Source organism: Patescibacteria group bacterium (genome assembly GCA_028692545.1).
In the GTDB taxonomy this organism is placed as follows: Bacteria; Patescibacteriota; Patescibacteriia; order UBA1558; family S5-K13; genus STD2-204.
In genome coordinates, this window is sequence record JAQUXC010000005.1 from 23,609 (window position 1) to 50,413 (window position 26,805).

Sequence of the window (26,805 nt, forward strand, 5' to 3'; positions counted from 1 at the left end):
CAATAACAAAAAAATAATTTAAAAATAATCTAAACTAGTATGGAATTTGACAAAAAAGTAGCCGTAATAGTAGTAAACTACAATGGCAAAAAATTTTTAGATGATCTTTTTGAATCATTAAAAATCACAAAGTATCCAGCAGACAAATGGAAACTTGTATTTGTAGACAACAATTCCGCCGATGATTCTCTAGAATACGCAAAAGAAAAATATCCTTTCGCACATTTTATAGAAAACAAAGAAAATTTAGGATTTACTGGTGGAAATAATTGTGGAAGCGATTGGGCTATAGAAAACAATTATGATTATATATTTTTGCTAAATCAAGACACGATAGTTACATCAGACTGGCTAAATATATTAGTAGAGACAATGGAAAATGATTTGACGATTGCATGTCTTCAACCAAAAATATTACTTCACCCAGAAGTAGAAAAAATAAACACAGCTGGAAACAAAATAAATTTTCTTGGTTTTGGATATAGCACATTAAATGGAATAAAAGATGAAGGACAAATAAAATATTTAAGCGATATAAATTACTGCTCAGGAGCTGGTGTTCTTATAAGAGTTGATTTTATAAAAAAAGTTGGACTTTTTGATGATGAAATGTTTTTTGACTTGGAAGATTTGGATCTTGGCTGGAAAGCACAAATGTTGGGATATAGAAATGTAATAAATCCTCGTGCCATAATGTACCACAAATACAAATTTGGTGGCGCAGGAAAAAGAATGTATTTTACAGAAAGAAATAGATTTATAGTATTTTATAAAAATTACAAAACAGCAACTAGAATTTTGCTTTTGCCAATGTCTATAGTAATGGAATTTGGAATTTTGCTTTTTGCACTAAAAAATAAATGGTTGAAATACAAAATACAAAGTTATTTTTATTTTCTAAATCCAAAAAATTGGAAATACCTTAGAAGAGCAAAGAAAAAAATTCAATCACTTAGAACTGTAAAAGATGTCGATATAATGAAAAAGTTTACTCCTGTAATAAATTTTCAAGAAATAGACAATCCACTTCTAAAATATGTTGGAAATCCTATAATGAAACTTTATTATTGGCTTATGATACTAATTATAAAATGGTAGAAAATACAAAAAAAATATCTCACATAGTTTGTGTATTTCCACCTTACAATGGTGGAATAGGTACAGCAGCTCAAAAACAAGCTAAAATTGGCCAAAAATTTGGCTATAATGTCTCTGTATATACCCCAAATTATCAAAAAACAGGCGATATTAGAGACGTAATAGAAAATATAGATATATACAGACTAAACCCAAAATTTACACTAGGAAACGCAGGATATATTAATATTTCAAAATATTTAAAAGATGCTGATATTATTCATCTCCACTATCCATTTTATTTTTCAATGATTCCTGTAATATTGTTTGCCAAAAAACACAAAATAAAAGTTTTGACTTTCTGGCATATGAATCCAAAAGATGTTGGACTAAAAGGATTATTTTTTGTGCTTTATGAAAAATTTGTTACGCCTTGGATATTCAAAAATTCTGACAAAACATTAGTAAGCACAAGTGATTATTTTTTGAATAGTTCTACAAAAAAATTATTTGAAAAAAATAAAAATAAAATACAAGAATTAGCTTTTAGTGTAAACACAGAAAATTTTAAACCGCGAGAAAAAAATTTTGAATTAATTGAAAAATATAATTTGATTGGAAAAAAAGTTTGTATATTTGTTGGTGGACTGGACAGGGCACATTATTTCAAAGGACTTGAAATAATACTTCATGCATTTACAAAATTAAATGATAATTATAGATTGCTTGTTGTAGGCATTGGAGATATGAAAGAATATTATAAAAATCTTACAAAAGAATTAAAAATTGAAGAAAAAATAATATTTCTAGATTCTATACAAAACAACGCACTTCATAAATACTATAATTTGGCTGATTGTCTTATACTTGCTTCTATAAATCAAGGTGAAGCATTTGGAATAGTGCAACTTGAAGCAATGTCTAGTGCAATCCCTGTAATAGCATCTGATTTACCAGGGGTAAGAACAGTTCTAAAAGACAATGAGACTGGATTTACTTTCAAAACTGGCAATGCAAATGATTTATCTGATAAAATAAAAAAACTTTTTGAAACAGAGGATTTGCTTATAAAATTTGGTAACAACGCGAGAGAAAGAGTATTAGAAAATTATAGTGATGAAATAATTTCACAAAAATTGAATTCAATATATGAAAATATGCTTAATAAATAGCTTTTTCTATCCAGATAAAAAAGGTGGCGCTGAGACAGTAGTGTACAATATTGCAAATGAACTGAAAAATAGAAACTACAAAGTAGTTGTAATATGCGCAGGATTAGAAAAAGAAAAAACAACCGAAGAATATTTGGATGGTTTTAAAATATATAGAGTAGGCTTCGATAAATATTTTCCATTTCATAATATTGATAATGAAAATATATTTTCTAGACTCTTATGGAGAATACATCAATTCAATAACAAATTCTCATCAAAAAATATACAAACTATAATAACAAAAGAAAATCCAGATTTAATTCTTACTCATAATGTTTTGGGACTTGGATATAATATCATAAAAGATATAAATAAATTCAAGAAGAAACACATCACAACGATTCATGACGTACAACTTGTAATTCCATCCGGTGTAATGACGAAAGAAGCAAAAATAAATGATATAAATAAAATTTATATGTTTTTTACAAAAAATATATATAGAAAATGTAAGTACATTATAAGTCCATCTCAAAAATTAGTAGATTTTTATTCAAAATACAAATTTTTCCAAGATGCAAAAATAAATATATTACCAAACCCAATACAATTGCAAAAAATAAGTACACAAGAAAAAAAACATGATGAATTAAAAGTTTTGTATATTGGACAACTTGAAGAGCATAAAGGATTATCTGATCTTATAAAAACATTCAAAAAATTGGACGCAAAAAAATTTCATCTTACAATAGCTGGTCGTGGACAAATGGCAGAAAAAATAAATAATATTGCCTATACTGTAAGTAATATAGATTTTGTAGGAGAATACTACGCTCAAAAAAGAATAAAATTACTAGAAGAAAGTGATATAGTTGCAATTCCATCAAAATGTTTTGAAAATTCACCAATGGTAATGTATGAATCATGGCTTTCTGGTGTTCCTGTAATTGTTTCAGATTTTGGTGGATTACCAGAATTAATAAAAGAATACAAAAATGGCTGGACTTTTGAAATGGGAAATATTGATGATTTGAAATTAAAGTTAGAAGATATATACAAAAACAAGGAAAAATTAGATGAAATATCAAAATATTGTCTAGAATATGTAAAAAAGTTTGATGTTTCTAAATATGTAGATAAAATATTAAATATTTAACCCCCCCCTGCAAAGCGGGACAAGAAAAAAGATGGAAAATATTTTTGAAAAAATAGAAAAAAAAGATAAATTCTTCTCAAAAAAAACAGGAGTACATTTTTTTACATATTTGCTTGTGGGTGGTATTGGAAATTGTATTGAGATAGTAATTCTTCTTATGCTTGTAGAAATATTTAATATTTGGTATCTATATGCATCTATTATTACATTTACATTAGGAACCATACTTTCTTTTGGCATGAGAAAAATTTTTATTTTCAAAAATAAAGGATTTAAAAAAATACACAAACAAATAGCTTCTTATATTTTTATGTTTATTATAGAACTTTGTATAAATTATTTTATAATGACTTTTTTTGTAGAAATATTTAAACTACACTATTTAATGGCTTATATAACATCTATTTTGATAGCTAGCGTAACTGGTATAGCAGGTTTTTTATGGAATAAAAATGTCACTTTTAGATAAAAATACCTACCCCCCCCCTCATATTTTGTGATATAATTAATATTATTAAAATGATTAATATTATTTTAAAAAAATATTAATAATAACATTATGAAAAAAATAAACAAATATATAATACTATCATTTTTTGTATTTCTATTTTTTATAATAAATACAAATACTACAAAAGCAGCAACAAGCACTATAGATAGTATTCAAGATCTATACAATATAAGAAATAATTTATCAGGAAATTATGAATTAGGTGCTAATCTAGATTTTGATGATATAAATAGTTATGATGTAACGACTTCAACAACAGGATATGATACAGTGGCAGAATTCAAAACAGCAATGACTAGCGGAACCGGGTGGTTGCCGATTGGAGATTATGATAATAAATTTATGGGAAATTTAGATGGAAACAGTTATACAATATCCAATCTATTTATAAATAGACCAACAACTGATTCTATAGGATTATTCGGATATACAAATGGAGCAAGTATTACAAATATATTTTTAGAAAATGTTGAAATAACGGGAAGAAATGGTGTTGGTGGATTGATTGGTGTAGCTTACATGATAAGCAGTCTTTATGTAGAAAATTGTGGTGTCCAAGGAAATGTAAACAGTACTCACATGAGTGTGGGGGGACTCATAGGTGTAGCTCAGTTATTAGGTATAAAACAAATATTAAATTCATATGCTATAGTAGATGTAACAGGTAGTGCAACACAAAATATTGGTGGACTTGTAGGAGAAAATTCAGCTACTATATCAAACTCCTATTCTTCTGGTAATGTAAGTGGAACAGGGACCTATATAGGTGGATTGGTTGGCTACAATACTGATTTTGGAAATATTATAAATTCCTATGCAACAGGACGTATAAGTAAAAAAGATGGAGGCTCAGGTGGATTAATTGGACGCAACCAAGGGACAGTCATAAATAGTTATTATAATTCAGAAACAACTGGACAAATTGATACCAGAAAAGGAGATTCCAAGACAACGCTACAAATGACAAGTAGTTCTACATTTATTGGTTGGGACTTTGACACTATTTGGAATATTGAAGAAGGTTCAAGTTATCCATATCTAAGACATCAGAACGATATTTTATTATACAATTATCCTATTATTGTTACTTTGGAAAAAGATATATCGGTCAGTGATTCGGACTATATATTAACATTATCCTGGAATCCAGTAATTACTCCTTCTGATTATACATTTTTAGGATATGATATATATCGTAATGATATAAAAATAGTTGATTATACCTTTGAAACCGAGTATATAGATAATATACTTGAAATAGAAACTGATTATAATTATTATGTAAAAGCAACATTTCAAAAAGACCCAGAGCAACTTATAACAACTTCAAATATTGTTTCATTTAAATTATATGAGGTTTCCTCTGCTGATGATCTAAATAATATAAGAAGTGATTTAAATGGCTATTATATACAAACTACAAATATAAATTTAGCTGTATCTCCATACAACGAAGGAACTGGATGGGTTCCCATAGGAAATAGTAGTACTAAATTTTCTGGAACATTTGATGGAAATAACCACACAATTTCTAATCTTTTTATTAATAGTGCTGATAGTTATGGTGTTGGTTTATTTGGTATTAATTCATATCTTGCTACGCTAAAGAATGTATCTTTAGAAAATATTGATATTACAAATGGTGTTAATTGGGCTTGGGCTATTGGTGGATTGGTGGGGGAAAATAATGGTAGTATAATAAATTCATATACAACTGGTAATTTACATGAAACAGACGAAAGTGGAGAGGGTATTGGTGGATTGGTGGGGGATAATTATTTTTTAATTGATAGATCATATTCAAATGTAAATGTTATTGGTGGTGATTGGGCTATTGGTGGACTTGTAGGAGAGAATCGTGGTATTATTCTAAATTCTTATTCTACTGGAAGTGTTAGTGGGGTTCTAGATTCTGTAGGTGGATTGGTGGGGGCAAATTATGATGGTATTATAGAAAATTCCTATTCTACAGGTTTAGTCACTGGGCTTACAAATGTGGGTGGATTAGTTGGGGATCATGATGATGACTATATCACATCCTCCTACTACAACTCACAAACATCAGGTCAATCAGATGATGATGGAAGAGGTACTCCTAGAACTACATTAGAGATGACATATCCATATGATGATAGTGAAAATGATACTTATGTAGATTGGGATTTTGTTGATACTTGGCATAGCGATATAAATTTAAATGTTAACAATGGTTATCCAGTTAACTATACTTATATAGATTCTGTAGGACCAGTCATAACAATTCTAGGATCAAATCCATTATCAATATACAAAGGAGATAGTTATTATGATGAAGGAGCTACAGCTATAGATGCAGTAGATGGAGATATAACAAATGATATATGTAGATATAAATACAGTAGGATCATATACTGTCACATATGTAGTATCAGATTCTGCTACTAATACAAGTACATCTACAAGAGTAGTAAATGTATTAGCAAGACCGTCATCTGGATCAACAGGTGGAGGTGGTGGATCAACTGTTGTTGTACCACCAACTATACCAACATATTCTACAACTGTTACACCAGCAAATGGTGGAACACTTAATTATACATTTTCTGATAGTTCTGCTATTACTGTTGTAGTACCAGCTAATACTGTAACATCTAATACTACAATTACTGTAAGCGAAGTGTCATTAAGTACTGATAATACACCAGGCAGTGGTACTGGTGCATTTATGATAGGAGGAAGTGTATTTAATATTACAGCAATAGATATTAATAATAGTTCTATTACATCATTTACTAATAATCTAACTATATCAATAACATTATCTAGTCTACCATCTGATACATCTAATCTAGGAGTATATTATTATGATTCAATATCTGATAGTTGGATATTAATAGAAAATGCTGTATTTGATACAACTACAAACAAAGTAACATTTACTGTAAATCATCTAACCATATTTGCAATATTTAATATTGCAGGAATACCATCTACTATTGATACAACAAGTGTTGAAAGTGATATACCACAATCATTCTGGACTACTGGTAAATGGGTAAAGACAGAGGATAGATCTACTGTATATTTTGTAGATAGTAATAATGATAGACATGCATATCCAAATGAAAGTATATGGTATTCATACTTTAATGATGATTTTTCATTTGTAAGTACAATAACCAAAGAAGAACTAGCTACTTATACATTAAAGAATAATGTTCCATATAATACTGGTATACTATTTAAAATACCAACAATAGCAAAAGTATATGTTGTAGGAGTAAATGGACTTATACAATGGATAGAGACAGAAGAAAAAGCAATAGAATTATATGGTACTAATTGGAATAAACTAGTTCATGATTTACCAGATGAATTGTTTGGGGATTATGTATTAGGAGATGATATTGAATAATTGCAAAATAGTATAATATAAAATCTCACCTATGTAATAGTTTAATTAACTAATAGGGTAATTATTAATCGATACAAAAAATAGAGTTTTTTATATGTAAAAAAACTAGTAATTTACAGGCACGTTATACTCAAATATAAAGGCTTTTCCAGAATCTACTTCTACCCAATTGTTGGCCAATTTTTTATGCTCATCAATAAGTTTATCAGTAAACTCCCAATAATCATTCAAAACTACAAATATAGTATTTACTTCAACTTTTTTTGCAGTATTAACGGCTGCCTCTTTTTTATTTTTTTCTTCTTTTGTCATATCAAGAAAATCTGAATAAATATTATCTTTTATTTTTGTAGGAAGTGAATAATAAAATTCATTTTTATAATATTTTCTAAATCCATACTTACTTATAACAGTTGCTCCAAGTGTTTGATCGCCCAATACTACATAATTTCTATTATCAAAATTTTGTTCTATATAATCTACTATTTTTATATGAGTATCAGACATACTGTATCCATGAAAATTCTCATATTTATCCACTCTAGGATAACTAAAATAAAAAGAAATAGATAAAAACAAAGACAAAGATACAAAAACAAATATTCTAAAAATATGCTTATTTTCTACAAAGCTCTTTATGAGAAGAACTATTCCCACCATAAAAAATGGCAATAAAAAATAAAAACTTAAATTAAATATACGCTCAGAGAAATCAGATAAAAATGGAAATTTTATATAAGTTATAACTATAATATAATTTACAATAAGAATAAAAAACATCATTAAATAAGTAAAATAGGTTTTTAATTGCCTATAATATATAACAAAAATTATTCCCAAAATACTTATTATAAGAATAACTAAATTAACATTTCTTCCATACAAATATACAAGATCAAAAAAATTTACAAATCTTGGCCAAAAAATATTTTCAGGAACAAGATTCATAAGTAAATTATTTCCCATCATTTGCTCTAAACTTGAAAAATTTATTTTCTTTATAAAACCATAAATCCAAAAAGCAACTGGCAGTGCAAAACATGATGAAATTGCAATAATCCAAAATGCAAAATTTTTAAATATTGTCTTTATAATCATTCCTTTTTCTTCAAACATGTGATAAATCCAGGTAAGTAATATAAAAAGAATAATTGGCAAACCACTAAGTGGATGAATAAAACAAGTTGCAATTCCTAAAATGAAAAGTGGCCAAACACTAGAAAATCTATTATTTATAAAGGAAATTGCAAAAAATATTATTATCAAAACAAATATATTTGCAAGAGATTGAGGTGTAGTGTATGTAAAATTTGCAAATGGTATAAGAAGAAAGGAAAGTACTGATACAAAAATTATATTATTTTTTATAAAAAGATTTTCCTTTAGGCTCTGATAAATAACAACTGGTAAAAATAATGAAGCTACTACTGGCACCAAAAGCTTATCAAAAAATACAACTGATTGAGCAAAAATTTTACTCAAAATAACTACCAAACTATATTGCCCCAAATAATAAAAAGGTTTTGGTGAAAAAGTACCAACTTGCATCATAAGTTTTTCTGACGCTTGATGAAGATAAGGATCGTACCCAAAACCAAGTTTATATACAAAAATTATCACACAAAAAGAAAGAAAATAGTGCAAAGAAACAAAAAAAATGAAAACATCATTTTTACTAATAAGAAGTAATAATATCAAAATAAATGTTGATAATCCATATATAAAAAATATATTTGGAGACAATACTTGCCAAGGTGAATTTATGCTAAGCTCTATTGCCTTTGAAATAAAATATTTAAACTGTGTATAACACAAAAATAAATATATTGCAGAAAATATCGCTTGCAACAAAACTATAAACGATAATTCTGGAAAAGAAAATTCCAGAATAAATGGTTCTTTTATTAATTTAAATCCCAAAAACAAAGGAGCAAAAATTAATATTATGGATACGGCAATATTTGACAATATAAACAAATAATAAAAAATACTTCCAAAAATCATAAAATAAGCAAATATCATCAAAACACCAAAAAACAATTTTGATATAAACTTATATTTAGAAAAAAAGTAATGCCCGGAAAATATTCCAAAATAAATAATATAAATAAAGCCTACAATTATGGATAAATTCGTATTTTGAAAAACAAAAAAATTAACAAGTAATGTCGATATTATCAAACAAGTAAATATATAATACATTTTCCAAGAAACCTTCAACATAATAATATTTTAACACATTTTTAAACTAAATTATATCATTAACCCTACTTTTACAAAAACCATATCCTTCGCTATAATAAAAGCATGAATAAGAAAAAAATTATCTTTTATTTTTTATATTTTTTAATTTTAGGCATATTTTTCTATTTCTATAATTATCTAAATATTGAGAATGGTTCACAACCACTTATTTTCAATTCTCCAGATGAAACTTCAAATTATTATTTTACAGAACACTTTTCCAAAAATCTAAATTTCAAAGAATATAATAGTTATTTATCAATATCAAACGATATTCACCCAAGAAGCACAAAAGTATCAGGAAATTATATTATGCCAAGCAGTTTTATAGGGCTTCCTATGATATATGGATTTATTTCAAAATTCACAGGGATCTGGACTATTCCGTACATGACTCCTATTTTTGCAATAATAGGAATTATATTCTTTTTTCTTTTGATAAAAGAAATATTTGACAAAAAAACTGCAATAATTTCTTCTTTATTATTACTTGTACTACCTAGTTATTGGTATTTTTCTGTAAAATCAATGATGCATAATATATTGTTTATCGTGCTTTTTATAATTTCTACATATTATTTTTTATTGGCGATAAAATACAAAAAAATTCTATTTTATTTAATATTCCCTATATTTCTGGCATTATCTTTAATGACAAGAACATCTGAAATTGTTTGGATATCTTTTATATACTTAATTATTACTATATTTTCAATAAAAAAAATCGATTGGAAAAAATTTATATTGAGCGGAATTATTTTTTTAATATTTCTAACACCGCTATTTTATTTCAACAAACAAAATCAAGGATCGGTTACGACCCCAGCTTATCTAAATGATTCAACAGATTCAAATAATTTAAGCGCATTACAATTAGTAGAAAAAATAATTTTACCCTTTGGGTTTCATCCAAAAAATATGCAATACACTATTTGGAATTATATTTTCAAATTAGTATGGTTTTATAGTTTATTATTCTTGGTAGGAATTATATATTTTATATGGAAAAGAAATAATATTGATAAAATTAAAAATTTATATTTTTTATTGTGGATACTTTTAAGTGGATTTTTATTTACATATTATGGAAGCTGGCTATTCTATGACAACCCGACTCCTACATCAGTAACAATTGGAAGTTCTTATCTTAGATATTTATTACCATATTTTGTATTTGGAATACCAATTGCGGGATTTTTTATTTCAAAAATAAATTTCAAAAAAACATATATAAATACAATAATTATATCTCTAATTCTTATTTTTATATTTATAAATTCGTATATGATAGTAATGAAAGATAATGAAGAAGGTATAATAAAAATTGGAAATGATTTGAATATTTATAAAAATAGAACAGAAAAAATTATACAAGACACTCCAAAAAATGCAATTATAATTACTAATATGGCTGACAAATACATATTTCCTTATAGAAATGTAATACATTTTGAAAATGAAATTTATTTATACAACAATTTTGATAAATTATTTGAAAACAACATTCCATTATATTACTTTGGTTTTACATTTAAAGATTTATATATTAATTCAAAATTTGAAAATGAAAACATAAAAATTAGTGAACCTATTTTTACAGATGGAGATCATTCTTTATATAAGATTTATCGTGAATAAATTATGAAAAAAATTACAAAAATTAGAATATTTATAAACCTAGTTGGAATATTAGGAATAGTTTTATTATTCTCATGGCTTATAAAAAAAGATTTGATTCTTGATGGGAAATTAATTATAAATTCAGATTTAACAAAAACTACTCCAATGATATCTATAATATATCCCGAACATAGAGTAGAAAAAGGCAACGAATATTATAATATAATAGAAGAACCAGTATATTTCAATCTTCGAAGTCCAATAAAATTTGATGAAGCAAATATAGAGATAGAATTTCAAAATGAAGGAGCTAATATTATACAACTATCAGTAGCAGACAATGGTGAAGGTTGGTCTTATATAGATCATACCCTATACAATAAAACACTAGACGACATAACGTGGCCACAGATAAGTGATAACATAAATACTCTATGGCAAAAAGAAACAAAATTTGATTCAATAAATGGATTTATAAATGAAATACATTCATTAGATGGTGTAGGAGCATATGATTTTAATCTTGGAGAAAATTTTACAATATCAAACTATGAAGCAAAAAAAAATGAGCTTATAATAAATAATTGTATCCGAGGAGAACACAAACTATACACATATATAAAAAATGAAGCCTTGAATTTCACATTTACAATACAAGACATAAATAGAACCGATGGTTCAGATCCTATATCTATAGAAATTTTCAATATAAATAATAAAAAAATATACTCAAAAATAATCTCTGACGATGGAATGATATCAAGTAAAGATCCGGCAAGCGACCCAAGATATATTTCTTTATATATACCAAATTTGGAAGAGGGCGTTTATAGAATAGAATTTCTCACAAACGATGATGTTTTAATAAGACAAATAAAAACAAATCAGCAAAAAATTTCTTTTATAGATAGATTATATTTATGCGACAATCCAGAGTATAGTGATGGACTAGTAGATTTAAAATATCTTCCTACAACGATTTATACAAATGCAAGAACTATATCATTTTATACTGCTCATGATAAAGGTTTGCAAACAGTTACTATAGATGATAAAACTATAAACATAAACAAAAAACACGAGTGGATAAAAACAGAAAGCGGTCCAAAACTTTCCAAAATTTATATACCCAAAAATGATCTAAAAATATCTGGAAGAGGAGTATTTGCTTTAAATAAAGAACAATATTTTAATCCTGAGATTGTAAATTCAAAAGATTATTCTGATTCAGAAAATATGAATTATATTATAGCTCAATACCAAAAACCTGAGATAATAGAAAATAATGAAAATGAAACTTGGTTTAAAGGAATTGTTCACTTTTCTCTTAATGATGCAAAAATAGAAGATGGAAATCTAAAATTTATGGTATCATCTCCAAATCTCAATCTAGAAAAAAATAAAATAAAAATAAGATCTATAAAAGTTGAACTTATAAAAAATAAAAAACAAAATGAAAATGAGGCTTATGAACAATTTTGGAACATTATAAAACAAAAAATTAAAAGTTATATAAATTTATTTAATAAGATTTAACTAATTTTTTATGGAAGGAGACATAAAACAAACAAAAAGTAATGGTAATAAAATATTATTTGATCTTTTCTATTTATCAATAGTGTTGTATATTGCAAGTATAATACTAGAAAATTTAAAACCTGGACTAATATCAAATTATCTTGATATAAATAAAATATTATTTATAATAATACCATTAGGCATAATATGTGTATTAATAAGCAATAAAAAATCTAATAATTAATTATTCCAGTTTAGCTGGGGAGAAAAAAATATGATAAAAGATGTAATAATCAAAGAACTCACAAAATACAGTGACCAAAGAGGTTGGCTCGCTGAAATATTTAGAGAAGATGAATCCAATTTAAAACCAGTTATGAGTTACATTTCTGTAACATTACCAAGTGTCTCTCGTGGCCCTCATGAACATTTAAAACAATCAGATTTTTTCGTATTTGTAGGACCTGGAACATTTAAAGTATATTTATGGGATAATAGAAAAGACAGCCCAACGTATGAAGAAAAGATGGAAATAGAAGTAGGCGAAGATAAACCTGCAACTATTATAGTTCCACCAGGAGTTGTACATGGTTATAAATGTATTTCCGATATTCCAGCATGGTCAGTAAATTTACCAGACAAATTATATAAAGGTACAAATAAGACAGAAGAAGTAGACGAAGTAAGATGGGAACAAATAGAAGACTCACCATTTAAAATAGAATAATACAAAAAAATGATAATAATAATTATAAAAGCAATATATATATTTGTACTAGCAACAGTTCTAGCAGCACTTGAAGTACAAATAGAAGCAGGAAATGGTTGGGCAAAAAATATTCCGACATGGCGCCCAGATCCAAAAAAATGGTACGCAAAAACATACAAAAAAATAATGAGCGGAAAAGAGTTAACTGGATATCATTTATTTATGTTTACTTTTGTAGCTCTTATATTTCATTTACCATTTTTCTTTGGGGTTAATTGGAATATGGCAAAAGAATTAGATATATTATGTATCTTCCTTATATTTGTTGTAATATGGGATTATTTATGGTTTATAATAAATCCACATTTTACAATAAAAAATTTCAAGGGTGATCATATTTTTTGGCATAGCAAATGGTTTTTAGGATTACCAACAGATTATTGGGGTGCAGCTCTAATTTCTCTTGTTCTTGCTTTTATAAATGATAAATTCTTTAATTCAACATATATAAAGGAATGGTTTATATTTTCTATAACAATGCTAATACTTACAATTATTGAAAAATGGTTTATAAAAACATTTAAACCAGGATGGGAATAAACAATTTTAAATTTTGATTGCTGAATTTTAAATAAATTTCATAATTCACTAATTAAATAATTTATTCATCATTCCATTCGGCCCGAGCTCATGGCCGAGGGCAAAATTCTTCATTAAATAATTAAAAATATGGACTGTGTATTCTGCAAAATTATAAAAGGAGAAATTCCATCATTAAAAATTTATGAAGATGATGATTGCTTGGCATTTCTAGATATAAATCCTATAAATGAGGGACATACTCTTGTTGTACCAAAAAAACATTATGATACATTCCTAAACACACCTATAGAAGAAATTGAAAAGTTAATAAATGTAATATACAAAATAGCACCAAAGATAAAAAAATCTCTAAATGCAGATGCTTTTAATATTGGATTAAACAATGGAAAAGAGGCTGGACAAATCATATTCCATACACATTTTCATATAATTCCTAGATTTAATGACGATAATTTGGCTAATTGGGAAAACAAAACTATGAATCAAGAAGAATTAGAAAATATATCAAAAAAAATTCAAAATAATATTTAATTTATGCTTAAATTAAAATCAAAACCAACTTTAAAAGAAATTCAAAAATATGTAGAAAAAATGGAAACTGAACGTGGTTTTGTAAAAGAACATGTTATACAAAAATGTCTTTTATTAGGCGAAGAAGTTGGAGAATTATTCAAAGCAGTTAGAAAACAAATTGGAATAAAAGTTGACAAAAAATCTACGGAATACATGATAGAAAATGAATTAGCAGATGTGCTAATTTATTTATGTGAAATAGCAAATAGATATAATATTGATTTGGAAAAAGCACTAAGAAGAAAAGAAGAAATAAATAAAAAAAGAGTGTGGGAAAAAACAACTAACAAAAAAATAACAATATATTAAAAAATAATTTTAAAAATATGAAAATATTTATAACAGGTGGTGCGGGTTTTATAGGTACGAACTTCATCTATTATATGATGAAAAAATACCCGGATTATAAAATAGTAAATTTTGATAAACTTACTTATGCTGGAAATTTGAATAATTTAAAAAGCATAGAAAATAACCCAAATTATAAATTCATAAAAGGAGATATTGCAGAAGAAAATGATGTAAAAAATGCAATGACTGGTTGTGATACTGTTGTACATTTTGCTGCAGAGAGTCATGTTGATAGATCAATTATGGATCCAGATACTTTTGTAAGAACAAACATACTTGGAACAAATGTACTTCTTCGAATTGCAAAAGAGCTTAGAATTAATAGATTTCACCATGTTTCAACTGACGAAGTATTTGGGGCTTTGAAGCCAAATGATTCTAAATTCAATGAAGATACCATCTATGACCCAAAAAGTCCTTATTCGGCATCAAAAGCGGCCTCAGATCACCTTGTAAGAGCATATTATCACACATTTGCACTTCCTATTACAATATCAAATTGTTCAAATAATTATGGCCCATATCAATTCCCTGAAAAATTTATTCCACTTTTTGCCACAAATTTAATAGAAGGAAAAAAAGTACCTGTGTACGGAGAAGGGTTAAATATTAGAGATTGGATTCATGTTGATGATCACTCTAGTGCTGTAGATTTGATTCTTCACAATGGAAAAATAGGAAGTACATATTGTATAGGAGCTGACTGCGAAAAAACAAATATTGATATTGTACATTTGATTTTGAAACATTTTGGAAAAGATGAAGAAATGATTGAATATGTTCAAGATAGATTGGGTCATGATTTTAGATATGCAATTGATTCTTCAAAAATTCAAAATGAATTGGGGTGGAAACCTCAAATTAGTTTTGAAGATGGATTAAAGCAAACTCTAAAATGGTATGAAGACAACGAGTATTGGTGGAGAGAAATAAAATCAGGTGATTATCAAAAGTATTACGAAAATCAGTATGTAAATAGAAAATAAATAATTTTTAATTTATAATTCAAATTGTCACTAATCATATTTATCATGTCTAATAAAAATATCATTGAGCAGTATTGGAATAAAGTATATAGCAAACATCCTTCAAATCAGTTACCATGGTTTAATATAAAAATTCCAAAAATAATTATTGCAAACATTAATAAATTAGATAAAAATAAAAAATTACTTATTCCCGGATGCGGAACAGGGGAAACAGTAAAGTTTATTAAAAATTTAGGTTTTAATGATATAATTGGTACAGATATCTCAAGTACGGCTATTAAAATTGCTAAAAAACAATTTTCTAATATAGTTTTTTATAAAATTGAAACAGAAAAACTTGATCAAAACAGATTTTTAAACTCAAATATTTTTGATTGGCTAAATCTTCATCAAATTAGCCCAAAGAAATTGAATAAGTATTTATTGACTCTACAAAAAATTTCCAACTTCTTAATAATTACATATATATTTGAACCAGAGTTAGGTAAAGTCAGAAATTCATATATAACTGAGGCTAAAGTTTATAATCATGATCCAGAAAAAATTATAAAAATATTAAAAGGTTTGGCTTTAAAACATAGATTTAATTTTGTTTTTTCTATTAATAAAAAATTTGGAACAAAAAAACATAATGCCGAATGCTTAATATTTGAAAAGTGTATAAAATTTTAAATTTATTTATTTAATAAAAAATAATTAATAATTACAAAAATATGAAAATACTCATAACCGGTGCAAAAGGAATGCTTGGAAAAGACATTTCTGAAATATTATCAAATCACGATCTAATTTTACTAGACAAAGAAGAATTAGATTTGACTGACTTTACAAAAACTGAAGAAGAAATTACAAAATTACATCCAGAATTAATAATAAATTGTGCAGCTTTTACGGATGTAGATAAAGCAGAAGAAAGTCCTGAAATAGCAAATCTTATAAATGGAGAAGTTCCTGGAAATTTGGCAAAAATATGTAAAAAATTATCTATAATACTTTTACAAATTAGCACTGAGTATGTTTTTGATGGAAAAGATATAAATGGATACAGCGAAGATGCAATTACAAGTGCAATAAATGAATATGGGAAGTCGAAAGCACTGGGAGAAAAATTAATACAAGAAAATTGTAAAATGTATTATATTGTAAGAAGTTCATGGCTTTATGGACACAACTTACAAAGAGGTAAAGAAAGAGGAATAAACTTTGTAGATAGAATTATAGAATTGGCGGGTGAAAGAGATGAATTAAATATGGTAAATGACCAATTTAGTAAACCTACTTTTACAAAGGATTTAGCAAATGGAATAAAAACCTTGATTGAAGAAAAATATCCATGCGGAATATATCATATGACAAATGAAGATGCTACAGTTCCTTATGAATTTGCAAATGAAATATTTAAAATTAAAGGAATAAATACAAAAACAAGCCCTATTAGTTATAGTGCATATCCATCAAAAGTTGAAAGACCAATAAATGCAATACTGGTAAATACAAAATTTCCAAAACTCAGAAGTTGGCATGAGGCAATAAAGGAATATTTAAAATAAAACAATTCAAAACACCACGTCCGACGTTAAAAACGTCGGACGTGGTGTTTTATTTTTCCACTTGCAAATTCAAAAAAATGTGTTAAGATACTTAATAATTTAAAAATAATATTAAATATATGAAAGGTGTTATTTTAGCAGGTGGAACTGGATCTAGATTATATCCTTTAACAAAAATAACAAATAAACATTTATTACCAGTTTACAACAAACCAATGATTCTTTATCCTATAGAATCACTTATAAAGGCTGGTATAAAAGATATTATGATAATCTCTGGAAAAGGTCATGCTGGAGACTTTTTAGAGCTACTTGGTTCAGGGCAAAAATATGGAGCTCATTTTTCATATGCAATTCAAGAAGAAGCTGGTGGGATAGCACAAGCATTAGGGCTAGCAGAAAACTTTGTAGATAATGAAAAAGCTGTAGTATATCTTGGAGATAATATCTTACAAGATGATATTACAGAAGCAGTAGAAGAATTTAAAAAAGTCACTCTTGGGGGAAGAATATTTCTAAAACAAGTAGACAATCCAAGTTCATATGGTGTAGCAAAAGTAGAAGATGAAAAAATAGTAGAAATTATAGAAAAACCACAAGAATTTATAAGTGATTTAGCTGTAATTGGTGTATATATGTATGATAATCAAGTTTGGGATATTATAAAGACACTAAAACCTTCTGGAAGAGGTGAGCTTGAAATTACGGATGTAAATAATTTTTATATAAAACAAGGTACTATGAAATACAGTGTTTTAAAGGGTTGGTGGGGTGATTGCGGAGAATCTATTGACAGCTGGCTTGATGCCAATAATATGGTTGCAAATGATAAACCAATAGAAAAAAGCATAATATCAGAAGACCAAAAACAAAAAATTAGAGATATAACTGAAGAAATAATAAATGATACATTAAAAATAGTAAAAAATACAGCAAAAGAAGCTTCTGAAAAACCAAAAAAATCTGGTTACAAAAAAGCATATGAACCAGAAAATTTAACACTTGAAAATATAGTAAAAGATGATGATGAAGGGTACACTGGAGATACTTTTGATATAAATAATTATTATTCAAAATAAATTATTGTATAGTTTCTTTTATAAGTCCTTCTGGGGTAATATGATACAAAATATTACCCTTTTTGTTTGCTAAAAATATATTCGAAGATTTTATAGAGCTTAAATCAAATACATTTTTTTTATCTCTATTATCCATTTCTATAACATATAGTTTATTATCTAGACTATAAAATATGTGATTATTATTTCTATGCCAAAAAGCATCTAAAATTTTTGTACTAAACCTATTTACAATACTTTGTTCATTTGTTTCTAAATCATAATAAGATATTTCATAATCATTTTTTAATAAAAGAATTCTATTATACAAATCCCAATCAACACTATTTATACCATAAAAAGTTTTTACAAGATATTTATCCAAATTAGGATCTATTAAATATAAAATTTTCATATCAGTATCAAACAAACAAAAATAATCTCTATGTGGTAACAAAAATTCATAATTGTTTGTATTTTCAAAACTAAATATTTTTTCATTTTGATTTTTATCTATATCAAATACATAAAAATTTGTAATTCCATTCTCTTGTGATGCATAAAATATTTTTGATTTCTCTGGTTTTACAGCTGAAACGTTTTTAATATTCATTAATTTCAAAACTTTTTTATCTATATTAAATGAATATAAATTTAAACTTGAATCGGTAATATACAACAAACTAGAATCAAATTTATCCCAAACACATTCTTTGATATCAAATTTTATATAATCACTCAATCTTAAAATAGGAGAATTTAAAAACGTAAATGAAACAAAATATTCAGCATTTTGATTCAATGAACTATATTTCACAGGTAAAAAGTCTGTAGATTCATTTATTTTTAAAAGTATTTTTTGATTATCAGATGACCAAATATTTTTTTCAATATTTCCTATATTTCTTTCAACGGATATTATCTGATTATCAGAAATACTAAAAAAACTAAGCTCATCATTATCCTTATCATAAAATAAAAGTTTTTCTTTGTCTGGAGATATTGACAATTCTTCAAAACTTCCTGATTTCAAAATTTCTGATTCTGGTTTTTGTAAAAACAAAGATATATCTTCTATAAAAATAGACTCATCTGGTCTTACAAGAAATTGTTTCTCCCATGTTTGATAATCAGCTTTTGAAACTTTTATATCATACAAATCTGGATTTAAATGTGTAATTCTAGCAGGAGTTGAATTGCTGTAATTCTTACTATTTAATGTTATAGTGGCATCTTTTGGATATGATTTTATATACAAAATACTTGTTTTTTCAAATTTATGTTTTGAAAAACTATATTTATATCCCAATGCTAGAGATATTAAAAAAGTAGATACCAACAAAAAAATAAAAACTATTAAAACCAAATAAATTCTTCTGACCCAAATATTTATTTTCATAATTTATATTAAAATATAAGCTATTGTGTATATTATCTTTTTCTAGTAAAATTATCAATAATAATTACTAATATAAATATAATATGTCCAAGTTTATTATTCAAGGCAATACTAAATTATCTGGCGAAATATCAGTAAAAGGAGCAAAAAATAATGCTCTAAAAATTATTCCGGCAATACTTCTTACAAGCGATAAGGTTACAATACACAATGTACCAAATATAATAGATGTAAATTTATCACTCGATATATTAAAAAGTTTGGGTGCTGATATAAAAAAAATAGGCAATTCATCTTTTGAAATAGAAGCAAAAAATATAAATCCAAAAAATTTCAATCTGGATTTGGCAAAAAAAATCAGAGCATCTTTGATGTTTGTAGCTCCACTTCTCCACAGATTCAAAGAAGTGAGTATTCCTCATCCTGGAGGTTGTGTAATAGGAAAAAGACCTATAGATTTTTTTATAGATTTTTTTCAAACTCTTGGGGTAGAAATAGTAGAAGACGGATTAAATTATAAATTTATAAATAATGGACTCAAAGGATCAAAATATATTTTCCCACAAATAAGTCATACTGGGACAGAAAGTTTGATACTCGCAGCAGTTCTTACTCCAGGAACAACAGAAATAGTAAATGCAGCATGTGAACCAGAAGTAGAAGCTTTGGCAGAATTTCTAAATAATATGGGTGCAAAAATTAATGGTGCAGGAACAAACAATATAATTATAACTGGAGTAAAAAAACTTCATGGAACAGAATTTACAATTATCCCAGATAGAATAGAAGCTGGCAGTTTCTTATGTATAGGTGTTGCCACAAAAAGTTTGATAAAAATAAAAAATTGTAATCCAAAACATTTAGAGGTGCCAATAAAATTATTACAAAAAATGGGGGTTGCTATGGAGATTGGAAAAAATTATATAAAAATATTAAAAGTCAATAAATTAAAATCAGAAAATATTACAACTCATGAATATCCAGGACTTCCTACAGATTTACAAAGTTGTTTTACAATACTTCTTACTCAAGCGAATGGTATGAGCCTTGTTCATGAAACAATATATGAAAGTAGATTATTTTTTACAGATTTACTTTCTAGAATGGGTGCCAGTATTGTACTTTGCGATCCACACAGAGCTGTAATAAATGGTCCTTCAAAATTATATGGTAAAAAAGTAGAAAGTCCAGATATAAGGGCGGGGCTTGCAATGCTTATAGCAGGGCTTATTGCGAATGGACAAACAGAAATAGATTATATAGAACAAATAGATAGAGGATATGAAAATATAGATAAGAGATTAAATAAATTAGGAGCAAAAATAAAAAGAATAAACTAATCAAAATAAAAAATATTTTTTGATAAAATAAATTTATGATAGAAGATTTTTATTTATTAAATAAACAAAAAAAAGTTTTAGAAAAAAAGAAAACTATAAATATAATTATTATTATCTCAGTGATAATTATTAGCTTTTTTATTGGTGTTATAACTGGCGCTACAAATATTGAAAAAAACCCAAATGGAAATATAGGCAGATTGTTAAACAAAGATGCTGATAAATCAAATTATCTTTCAAAAGATGTAAATTTCAAACTTTTTTGGGAAGTCTGGGATCTTATAAGAGAAAAATATATAAACCAAGATATTACTGATTCAGAAATGTTCTATGGCGCTGAAGCTGGTCTTGTAGCATCACTAAAAGATCCTTATTCTGTATTTTTACCACCAGATGTATCAAGTGACTTCAATGATGAATTAGAGGGCAAATTTGAAGGCATAGGAGCTGAAATTGGAATTAAAAATGATAAATTAACAGTTGTAGCACCTCTTTCAGATAGTCCAGCAGAAAAGGCAGGGATAAAAGCAGGGGATATTATATTAAAAATAGATGATTTTGACACTACTGGAATTTCACTCAGCAAAGCTGTTTCTATGATAAGAGGGGATAAAGGCACTGAGGTTATATTAAAAGTTCTACACAAAAATAATGAAGAAGAAACTATCAAAATTAACCGAGATCAAATACATTATGAAAGTGTAAAATGGACTACAAGGGAAAATAATATAGGATACATACAAATCACACATTTCAATCAAGATACAGAAAAACTATTTGATAATGCAGTAAATGAAGTATTAAATAAAAATGTAAATTCTATTATATTAGATCTTAGAAATAACCCTGGAGGATATTTATCAACAGCAATAAAAATTTCAAGTTATTGGATAGAGGATGGAGTAATAGTAAAAGAACAATCACAAAACAAAGAAAAGATGCAAAACTATTCTGCAAGTGGGCAAGCAAAACTTAAAAACAAAAAAACTATAGTTTTGGTAAATGGAGGATCTGCATCTGCTTCTGAAATAGTCGCAGGAGCATTACAAGATTACGAAATAGCTCAAATTGTAGGAGAAAAAACATTCGGAAAAGGAAGTGTCCAAGATCTTACACAATTAAGTGATGGATCTTCTGTAAAACTTACAATAGCAAAATGGCTCACACCAAAAGATAGATCTATAAATGAAGAAGGAATTGAACCTGATATAACAATAGAATTGACTGCGGAAGACTATAATGCGGATAGAGACCCACAAATGGACAAAGCAATAGAATTATTGAAATAGCGATCAGCTTTTAGCTGTTAGCTATTAGGATAAATACAGATAAATAATAAATCTGCTGAAAGCTTAATGCTGACAGCTAATAGCTAAATATATGAAAGTAATATTTATAAAAGACCTAGATTCAAAAAATAAAAAAAATGACATAAAAGATGTATCAAGCGGTTATGCTATAAACTTTTTATTTCCTAAAAAATTTGCTATACCAGTTACACGAGAAAAATTAGAAGAAGTAAAATCAAAAAATATAAAAAATCAAAAAGAAAAAGATAAAGAAAAAGAAATTATAGAAAAACTCTCAAAAAAAATTCAATCTCTAAATATAATAATTGAAGAAAAGGCAAATGATGAAGGACACTTGTTTGGTAGTGTAGATAGCAATGAAATAAGTAAAATACTAAAAGAAAAACATAAGTTAGATATAGATAAAAATAAAATAGATTTACCTCACCATATAAAAAATATTGGTGAACACAAAATACCAATCAAATTATCAAATAATGAAACACCTTTTTTAAAAGTAACAATAAAAAATAAATCGAGCTGATCGAGTTTAACCCGACTAAGCTCAAAAACTTTAAAAAACATCCTATGGAAAATACAAAAAAGATAACAAACAAAACAAAATCAATTAATGCAAAATATATATTTGTATCCGGTGGTGTACTTTCAGGTCTTGGAAAAGGAGTAACTGCAGCATCAATAGGTTTACTTTTGAAAAGTAGAGGATATTCTGTAGGTGTTTTGAAATGTGAAAATTATATAAATTTGGATTCTGGAACAATAAATCCAATAGAGCATGGAGATCCATTTTTGTGTGAAGATGGACTTGAGGCAGATATGGACCTTGGAACTTATGAAAGATTTCTAAATGAAGAAATGGGTCAAAAAAACTTTACAACAATGGGTCAAATTTATAATACTGTAATTCAACGTGAAAGATCATTTGGCTACAATGGTGAAGATGTAGAGGCAATTCCACATGTATCAAATGAAATAATAGGACGCATAAAAGAAGTTGCAAAGGGAAAAGAAATTGTAGTAATAGAACTTGGTGGAACTGCTGGAGAATATCAAAATATGTTGTATTATGAGGCTTGTAGAATAATGAAAACAGAAAATCCAAGAGATGTAATAAATATTCATGTCACCTATGTTCCTATTCCAAATCATCTTGGCGAACCAAAAACAATGCCTACTCAAATGTCCGTAAGAACTCTCATGTCTATGGGAATACTTCCTGATTTTCTTGTACTTCGTGGAAATATGACAATAGATAAAAGAAGAAGATATCTATTAGGATTAAAATGCGGAATAGCTGGTGATAATGTTATTATGGCACCTGATTTGGATAATATTTATGAGCTCCCACTTTTATTTGAAAAACAAAAATTTGACTTCAAAATACTCAAAAAATTAAATTTAAATCTAAAAACCTTGAATATAAGTAAATGGAAACAATTAAATAAATTAATAAGGATAGATCACAAAAAAGAAATAATTATATATGTAATAGGAAAATATATTTCAACAGGAGATTTTGAACTACTTGATTCATACGCATCTCTTATAGAGGCAATTCATCATGCATCATGGCACAACAGCTTGAATGTAAAGATAAAATTTATAAATAGTGAAGAAATAGAAAAACATGGAATAAAACTTATAAAAAATGATGCCTCAGGAATAATAGTGCCAATAGGTTGGGGATCACGAGGCACAGAAGGAAAAATAAAAACCATACAATATGCAAGAGAAAACAAAATACCATATTTAGGACTTTGTTTTGGAATGCAATTAGCTTGTATAGAATATGCAAAAAATGTAATAAATATGAGTGATGCCTCATCAAGTGAAATAAATCCAAAATCAAAAAATCATATTATTCATGACATTCCAATGGAAGAAAAATATCAAACTATAAAAGGTAAAGGAACATCTATGAGACTTGGTGGATTTGATTGTATAATAAAAAAAAATACTCTTGCCTATCAATGCTACATAAAACACAATGAGGGTAAAAAGATGAAAGATAATAATTTGAAAATATCTGAAAGACACAGACATAGATATGAATTCAATAATAAGTATAGGGAAATATTAGAAAAAGCTGGAATGATATTCTCAGGCACTTCTCCAGATAATTTCTTTGTAGAAATAATAGAGCTTCCAAAGAAAAAACATCCATTCTTTATAGCTACTCAAGGACATCCAGAATATAAATCAAGACCACTTTCTCCACATCCTTTATTTATGGAATTTATGAAAGCTTCTTCTGAATACAAAAACAAATAAAAATATATTACAATAAAAATCTCCAGGCCATTTGGCCTGGAGATTTTTTATAAAATTAATACTTTGTTATTAATCTACAATCCACAAACTTCTGTCATAGAGGGACAATCAATAGCATTTATCATACAATCAACTTTTTCACTATCCCAATTTTTACATTCTTTTAAACAAGACTCATGTCCTTCAGTAAAAAATGCTTCATTTGCATTTGGAACTAAGGTCAAACAATTTTTTACATACTTATCGCAAGCAGCTCCACAATCATTAGAAGCTTTATTTTCTATAATTTTTACTGTACTTGTAGAAAATTCATCTTGTTTTTCAACATATTTTTTGGAAGAACACGCACTCAAAGTAAAAACCATAAACAACAACACAATTGAAAGAATAACTTTTTTCATAAATTTTTTAATCCTATTTTAATTAATATTTTAAAATCTAATTTAAAAAATTATTTAATTTTTCCAAAATCTGATCACTATAAGAACTATCAAGAAGATCTGATTCTTTTATTCCTAATATTTCTAAATATTTATTACATTGCTCAAGTAAATTTTCTCCAACAATACCATCATCACCATCAATTGCCTCTATCTCTACAAAAGTTCCAAGTCCACTCACAGTATCCAAATGAAATTTCACATTATCTATAAAATATATTTCTCTTTGTTTATCGACTACTACCAATACTCCTAATGATTTCTCTAATACTTTTTTAAGTCCTGAATCTTTTTGAAATTCACAAAAAGTTACATTTGATTGTTTTGGACCACTTTTATCTTCACGTTCATAAAATATCAAATGATTTTCAATATTTCCTTCTCTAAGCTTCAATCTGCCTTTTGAAACTTTGAAATATGTATCTATTTGGTGATCTGTACCAATAAATTTTGCATCATATGATTTAAGAATATCTCTTATTTTATCTTGATTTATACACTTTGCTTTGATTTCTATATTTGTATGTTTCATATATTTAAAACTCTTTATTTTTTTACAAAAAGTTAAAACTCATTACAATTTTTTCAAAAATTTCTGTAATTTTTACTTTATCAAATTCTATAATTCCTTGATCAGGAGAATAATTTCCTATATTTGTTGAGTGAATTGTGTATTCAATTGCATAGCACTCATCATTATAAATTGTTCTATAAGTTGTAGTCTCATAAAAATTTCCAGCTCCTGCGTCAGCGAAACTGATTTTTGTAAATTCATGATTATTTATTGTAGCTTTTGTTGTACTTGTAGAATTTCCCAAATTATATATTAAACAATTTTTAACTGCATCAGTGTCAGCACTTACGCCAACTGTAAATTTTGCTTCAGAAAAATTTGTACTTTGTATAAATTCTCTAGGAATGACAATTTGCGCAAGTACAAGTCCCAAATTTGTAGATTGCTGTGCCCAATTTTGACTATATCCAATTTCTCCACCTGACAATACAAATTCACTGGGAAATGAAAATGAAAATATTTCAGAATTATCAATAAATATACTTGTACTGGTTGAAATTTTATCAAATTTAATATTTCCAGATACACAATTTGTATAAGTTTTAATATTATTTTCTGTAAGATATGCATTATCACCTTTACTGAAAAATACTATTGATCCGAGTTCATAACGAACACCAGATGCAGAAATTGTTTGAAATAATGTAATTATATTTCCATCTTTTAAAGTTAAATCTACTGTATTTGTAGTGTTTTCAGTTATATTATAATCTGCTTTTAAAAGTCCTTCTTGACAGTAATAATTCACTTCTTTAATTATTTTTATATGAGAAGGACTTATTACAGAATTTTGATTTGATTTTGTAAAAATATAAATTCCCAAAGCAACAAATACCAAAACTAATACAATTACAATTATACGTAATAATTTTTTATTTAACCTATTAGATATATTTTTTCTCATATATTTATTTTTAAAATACTGTTAATTAATTGAAATTACTAATTAGATAATTATATTTAT

Annotated in this window: 25 protein-coding genes and 1 pseudogene; 21 read left to right on the forward strand and 5 right to left on the reverse strand. The window is 26.7% G+C overall.

What is annotated here, in order from left to right; translation table 11 throughout:
• Positions 1 to 39 precede the first annotated feature (39 nt).
• From PHZ07_02840 to PHZ07_02865, 6 genes are all read left to right on the forward strand, one after another.
• Complete coding sequence (locus tag PHZ07_02840; protein MDD3284508.1) at positions 40 to 1,098, forward strand: glycosyltransferase family 2 protein; 1,059 nt, start codon at positions 40 to 42, stop codon at positions 1,096 to 1,098.
• Positions 1,092 to 2,249, forward strand: coding sequence for a glycosyltransferase family 4 protein (locus PHZ07_02845; protein MDD3284509.1), 1,158 nt, complete (start codon positions 1,092 to 1,094; stop codon positions 2,247 to 2,249). Before PHZ07_02840 ends, PHZ07_02845 begins: the two co-directional genes overlap by 7 nt.
• Positions 2,227 to 3,387 carry a glycosyltransferase gene (locus PHZ07_02850; protein MDD3284510.1) on the forward strand — a complete coding sequence of 387 codons (1,161 nt, stop codon included), beginning with the start codon at positions 2,227 to 2,229 and terminating at the stop codon, positions 3,385 to 3,387. The genes PHZ07_02845 and PHZ07_02850 overlap by 23 nt, the downstream gene beginning before the upstream one ends.
• Before the next feature lie 31 nt (positions 3,388 to 3,418).
• On the forward strand, positions 3,419 to 3,856 hold the full coding sequence (locus PHZ07_02855; protein MDD3284511.1) for a GtrA family protein: 438 nt from the start codon (positions 3,419 to 3,421) through the stop codon (positions 3,854 to 3,856).
• Between the two features lie 90 nt (positions 3,857 to 3,946).
• The gene (locus PHZ07_02860; GenBank protein ID MDD3284512.1) at positions 3,947 to 6,322 is read left to right on the forward strand and encodes a GLUG motif-containing protein; all 2,376 of its coding nucleotides are present in this window, start codon (positions 3,947 to 3,949) and stop codon (positions 6,320 to 6,322) included.
• The gene (locus PHZ07_02865; protein MDD3284513.1) at positions 6,252 to 7,292 is read left to right on the forward strand and encodes a hypothetical protein; all 1,041 of its coding nucleotides are present in this window, start codon (positions 6,252 to 6,254) and stop codon (positions 7,290 to 7,292) included. Before PHZ07_02860 ends, PHZ07_02865 begins: the two co-directional genes overlap by 71 nt.
• 105 nt (positions 7,293 to 7,397) lie before the next feature.
• On the opposite strand, the gene PHZ07_02870 is transcribed toward PHZ07_02865, so the two are convergent.
• The gene (locus tag PHZ07_02870; GenBank protein MDD3284514.1) at positions 7,398 to 9,296 is read right to left on the reverse strand and encodes a hypothetical protein; all 1,899 of its coding nucleotides are present in this window, start codon (positions 9,294 to 9,296) and stop codon (positions 7,398 to 7,400) included.
• Between the two features lie 303 nt (positions 9,297 to 9,599).
• On the opposite strand from PHZ07_02870, the gene PHZ07_02875 reads away from it, so the two are divergent.
• The 11 genes and pseudogenes from PHZ07_02875 (at position 9,600) to PHZ07_02925 (ending at position 18,270) form a co-directional block, all read left to right on the forward strand.
• A complete protein-coding gene (locus tag PHZ07_02875) occupies positions 9,600 to 11,174 on the forward strand; it encodes a glycosyltransferase family 39 protein (protein ID MDD3284515.1) in 1,575 nt (524 codons plus the stop codon).
• Between the two features lie 3 nt (positions 11,175 to 11,177).
• Positions 11,178 to 12,692, forward strand: coding sequence for a hypothetical protein (locus PHZ07_02880; GenBank protein MDD3284516.1), 1,515 nt, complete (start codon positions 11,178 to 11,180; stop codon positions 12,690 to 12,692).
• Positions 12,693 to 12,702: 10 nt separating this feature from the next.
• Positions 12,703 to 12,918: a hypothetical protein gene (locus PHZ07_02885; protein MDD3284517.1), complete on the forward strand. Its 216-nt coding sequence runs from the start codon at positions 12,703 to 12,705 to the stop codon at positions 12,916 to 12,918.
• A gap of 30 nt (positions 12,919 to 12,948) precedes the next feature.
• Positions 12,949 to 13,401, forward strand: a complete 453-nt coding sequence (locus tag PHZ07_02890; protein ID MDD3284518.1) for a dTDP-4-dehydrorhamnose 3,5-epimerase family protein — start codon at positions 12,949 to 12,951, stop codon at positions 13,399 to 13,401.
• A 9-nt stretch (positions 13,402 to 13,410) separates the two neighbouring features.
• Complete coding sequence (locus PHZ07_02895) at positions 13,411 to 13,983, forward strand: hypothetical protein (protein MDD3284519.1); 573 nt, start codon at positions 13,411 to 13,413, stop codon at positions 13,981 to 13,983.
• Between the two features lie 129 nt (positions 13,984 to 14,112).
• The gene (locus PHZ07_02900; GenBank protein ID MDD3284520.1) at positions 14,113 to 14,517 is read left to right on the forward strand and encodes an HIT family protein; all 405 of its coding nucleotides are present in this window, start codon (positions 14,113 to 14,115) and stop codon (positions 14,515 to 14,517) included.
• 3 nt (positions 14,518 to 14,520) lie between these two features.
• Positions 14,521 to 14,868, forward strand: a complete 348-nt coding sequence (locus tag PHZ07_02905) for a MazG nucleotide pyrophosphohydrolase domain-containing protein (protein MDD3284521.1) — start codon at positions 14,521 to 14,523, stop codon at positions 14,866 to 14,868.
• 17 nt (positions 14,869 to 14,885) lie between these two features.
• A complete protein-coding gene (gene rfbB / locus PHZ07_02910) occupies positions 14,886 to 15,896 on the forward strand; it encodes a dTDP-glucose 4,6-dehydratase (protein MDD3284522.1) in 1,011 nt (336 codons plus the stop codon).
• A gap of 45 nt (positions 15,897 to 15,941) precedes the next feature.
• On the forward strand, positions 15,942 to 16,571 hold the full coding sequence (locus PHZ07_02915) for a methyltransferase domain-containing protein (protein MDD3284523.1): 630 nt from the start codon (positions 15,942 to 15,944) through the stop codon (positions 16,569 to 16,571).
• A gap of 41 nt (positions 16,572 to 16,612) precedes the next feature.
• Positions 16,613 to 17,449: a dTDP-4-dehydrorhamnose reductase gene (gene rfbD / locus PHZ07_02920; protein ID MDD3284524.1), complete on the forward strand. Its 837-nt coding sequence runs from the start codon at positions 16,613 to 16,615 to the stop codon at positions 17,447 to 17,449.
• Positions 17,450 to 17,568: 119 nt separating this feature from the next.
• Positions 17,569 to 18,270: pseudogene (locus tag PHZ07_02925) on the forward strand (sugar phosphate nucleotidyltransferase).
• Between the two features lie 259 nt (positions 18,271 to 18,529).
• On the opposite strand, the gene PHZ07_02930 reads toward PHZ07_02925, so the two are convergent.
• Positions 18,530 to 19,906, reverse strand: a complete 1,377-nt coding sequence (locus tag PHZ07_02930) for a PEGA domain-containing protein (protein MDD3284525.1) — start codon at positions 19,904 to 19,906, stop codon at positions 18,530 to 18,532.
• 83 nt (positions 19,907 to 19,989) lie between these two features.
• Here PHZ07_02930 and murA point away from each other — a divergent pair, with 83 nt between their 5' ends.
• From murA to PHZ07_02950, 4 genes are all read left to right on the forward strand, one after another.
• Positions 19,990 to 21,246 (forward strand): UDP-N-acetylglucosamine 1-carboxyvinyltransferase, encoded by a 1,257-nt coding sequence (murA, locus tag PHZ07_02935; GenBank protein ID MDD3284526.1) that lies wholly within the window; start codon positions 19,990 to 19,992, stop codon positions 21,244 to 21,246.
• A gap of 35 nt (positions 21,247 to 21,281) precedes the next feature.
• The gene (locus tag PHZ07_02940; GenBank protein ID MDD3284527.1) at positions 21,282 to 22,535 is read left to right on the forward strand and encodes a S41 family peptidase; all 1,254 of its coding nucleotides are present in this window, start codon (positions 21,282 to 21,284) and stop codon (positions 22,533 to 22,535) included.
• A 91-nt stretch (positions 22,536 to 22,626) separates the two neighbouring features.
• Positions 22,627 to 23,079 (forward strand): 50S ribosomal protein L9, encoded by a 453-nt coding sequence (rplI, locus tag PHZ07_02945; GenBank protein MDD3284528.1) that lies wholly within the window; start codon positions 22,627 to 22,629, stop codon positions 23,077 to 23,079.
• Positions 23,080 to 23,123: 44 nt separating this feature from the next.
• Complete coding sequence (locus PHZ07_02950) at positions 23,124 to 24,827, forward strand: CTP synthase (protein MDD3284529.1); 1,704 nt, start codon at positions 23,124 to 23,126, stop codon at positions 24,825 to 24,827.
• Between the two features lie 74 nt (positions 24,828 to 24,901).
• Here the strand turns inward: PHZ07_02950 and PHZ07_02955 are convergent, their stop codons facing one another.
• Genes PHZ07_02955 through PHZ07_02965 form a run of 3 tightly spaced genes read right to left on the reverse strand, consistent with a single transcriptional unit; the run spans position 24,902 to position 26,745 of the window.
• On the reverse strand, positions 24,902 to 25,228 hold the full coding sequence (locus PHZ07_02955; protein MDD3284530.1) for a hypothetical protein: 327 nt from the start codon (positions 25,226 to 25,228) through the stop codon (positions 24,902 to 24,904).
• 37 nt (positions 25,229 to 25,265) lie between these two features.
• A complete protein-coding gene (locus PHZ07_02960) occupies positions 25,266 to 25,799 on the reverse strand; it encodes a class IV adenylate cyclase (protein ID MDD3284531.1) in 534 nt (177 codons plus the stop codon).
• A gap of 22 nt (positions 25,800 to 25,821) precedes the next feature.
• Complete coding sequence (locus tag PHZ07_02965; protein ID MDD3284532.1) at positions 25,822 to 26,745, reverse strand: MliC family protein; 924 nt, start codon at positions 26,743 to 26,745, stop codon at positions 25,822 to 25,824.
• Positions 26,746 to 26,805 lie beyond the last annotated feature (60 nt).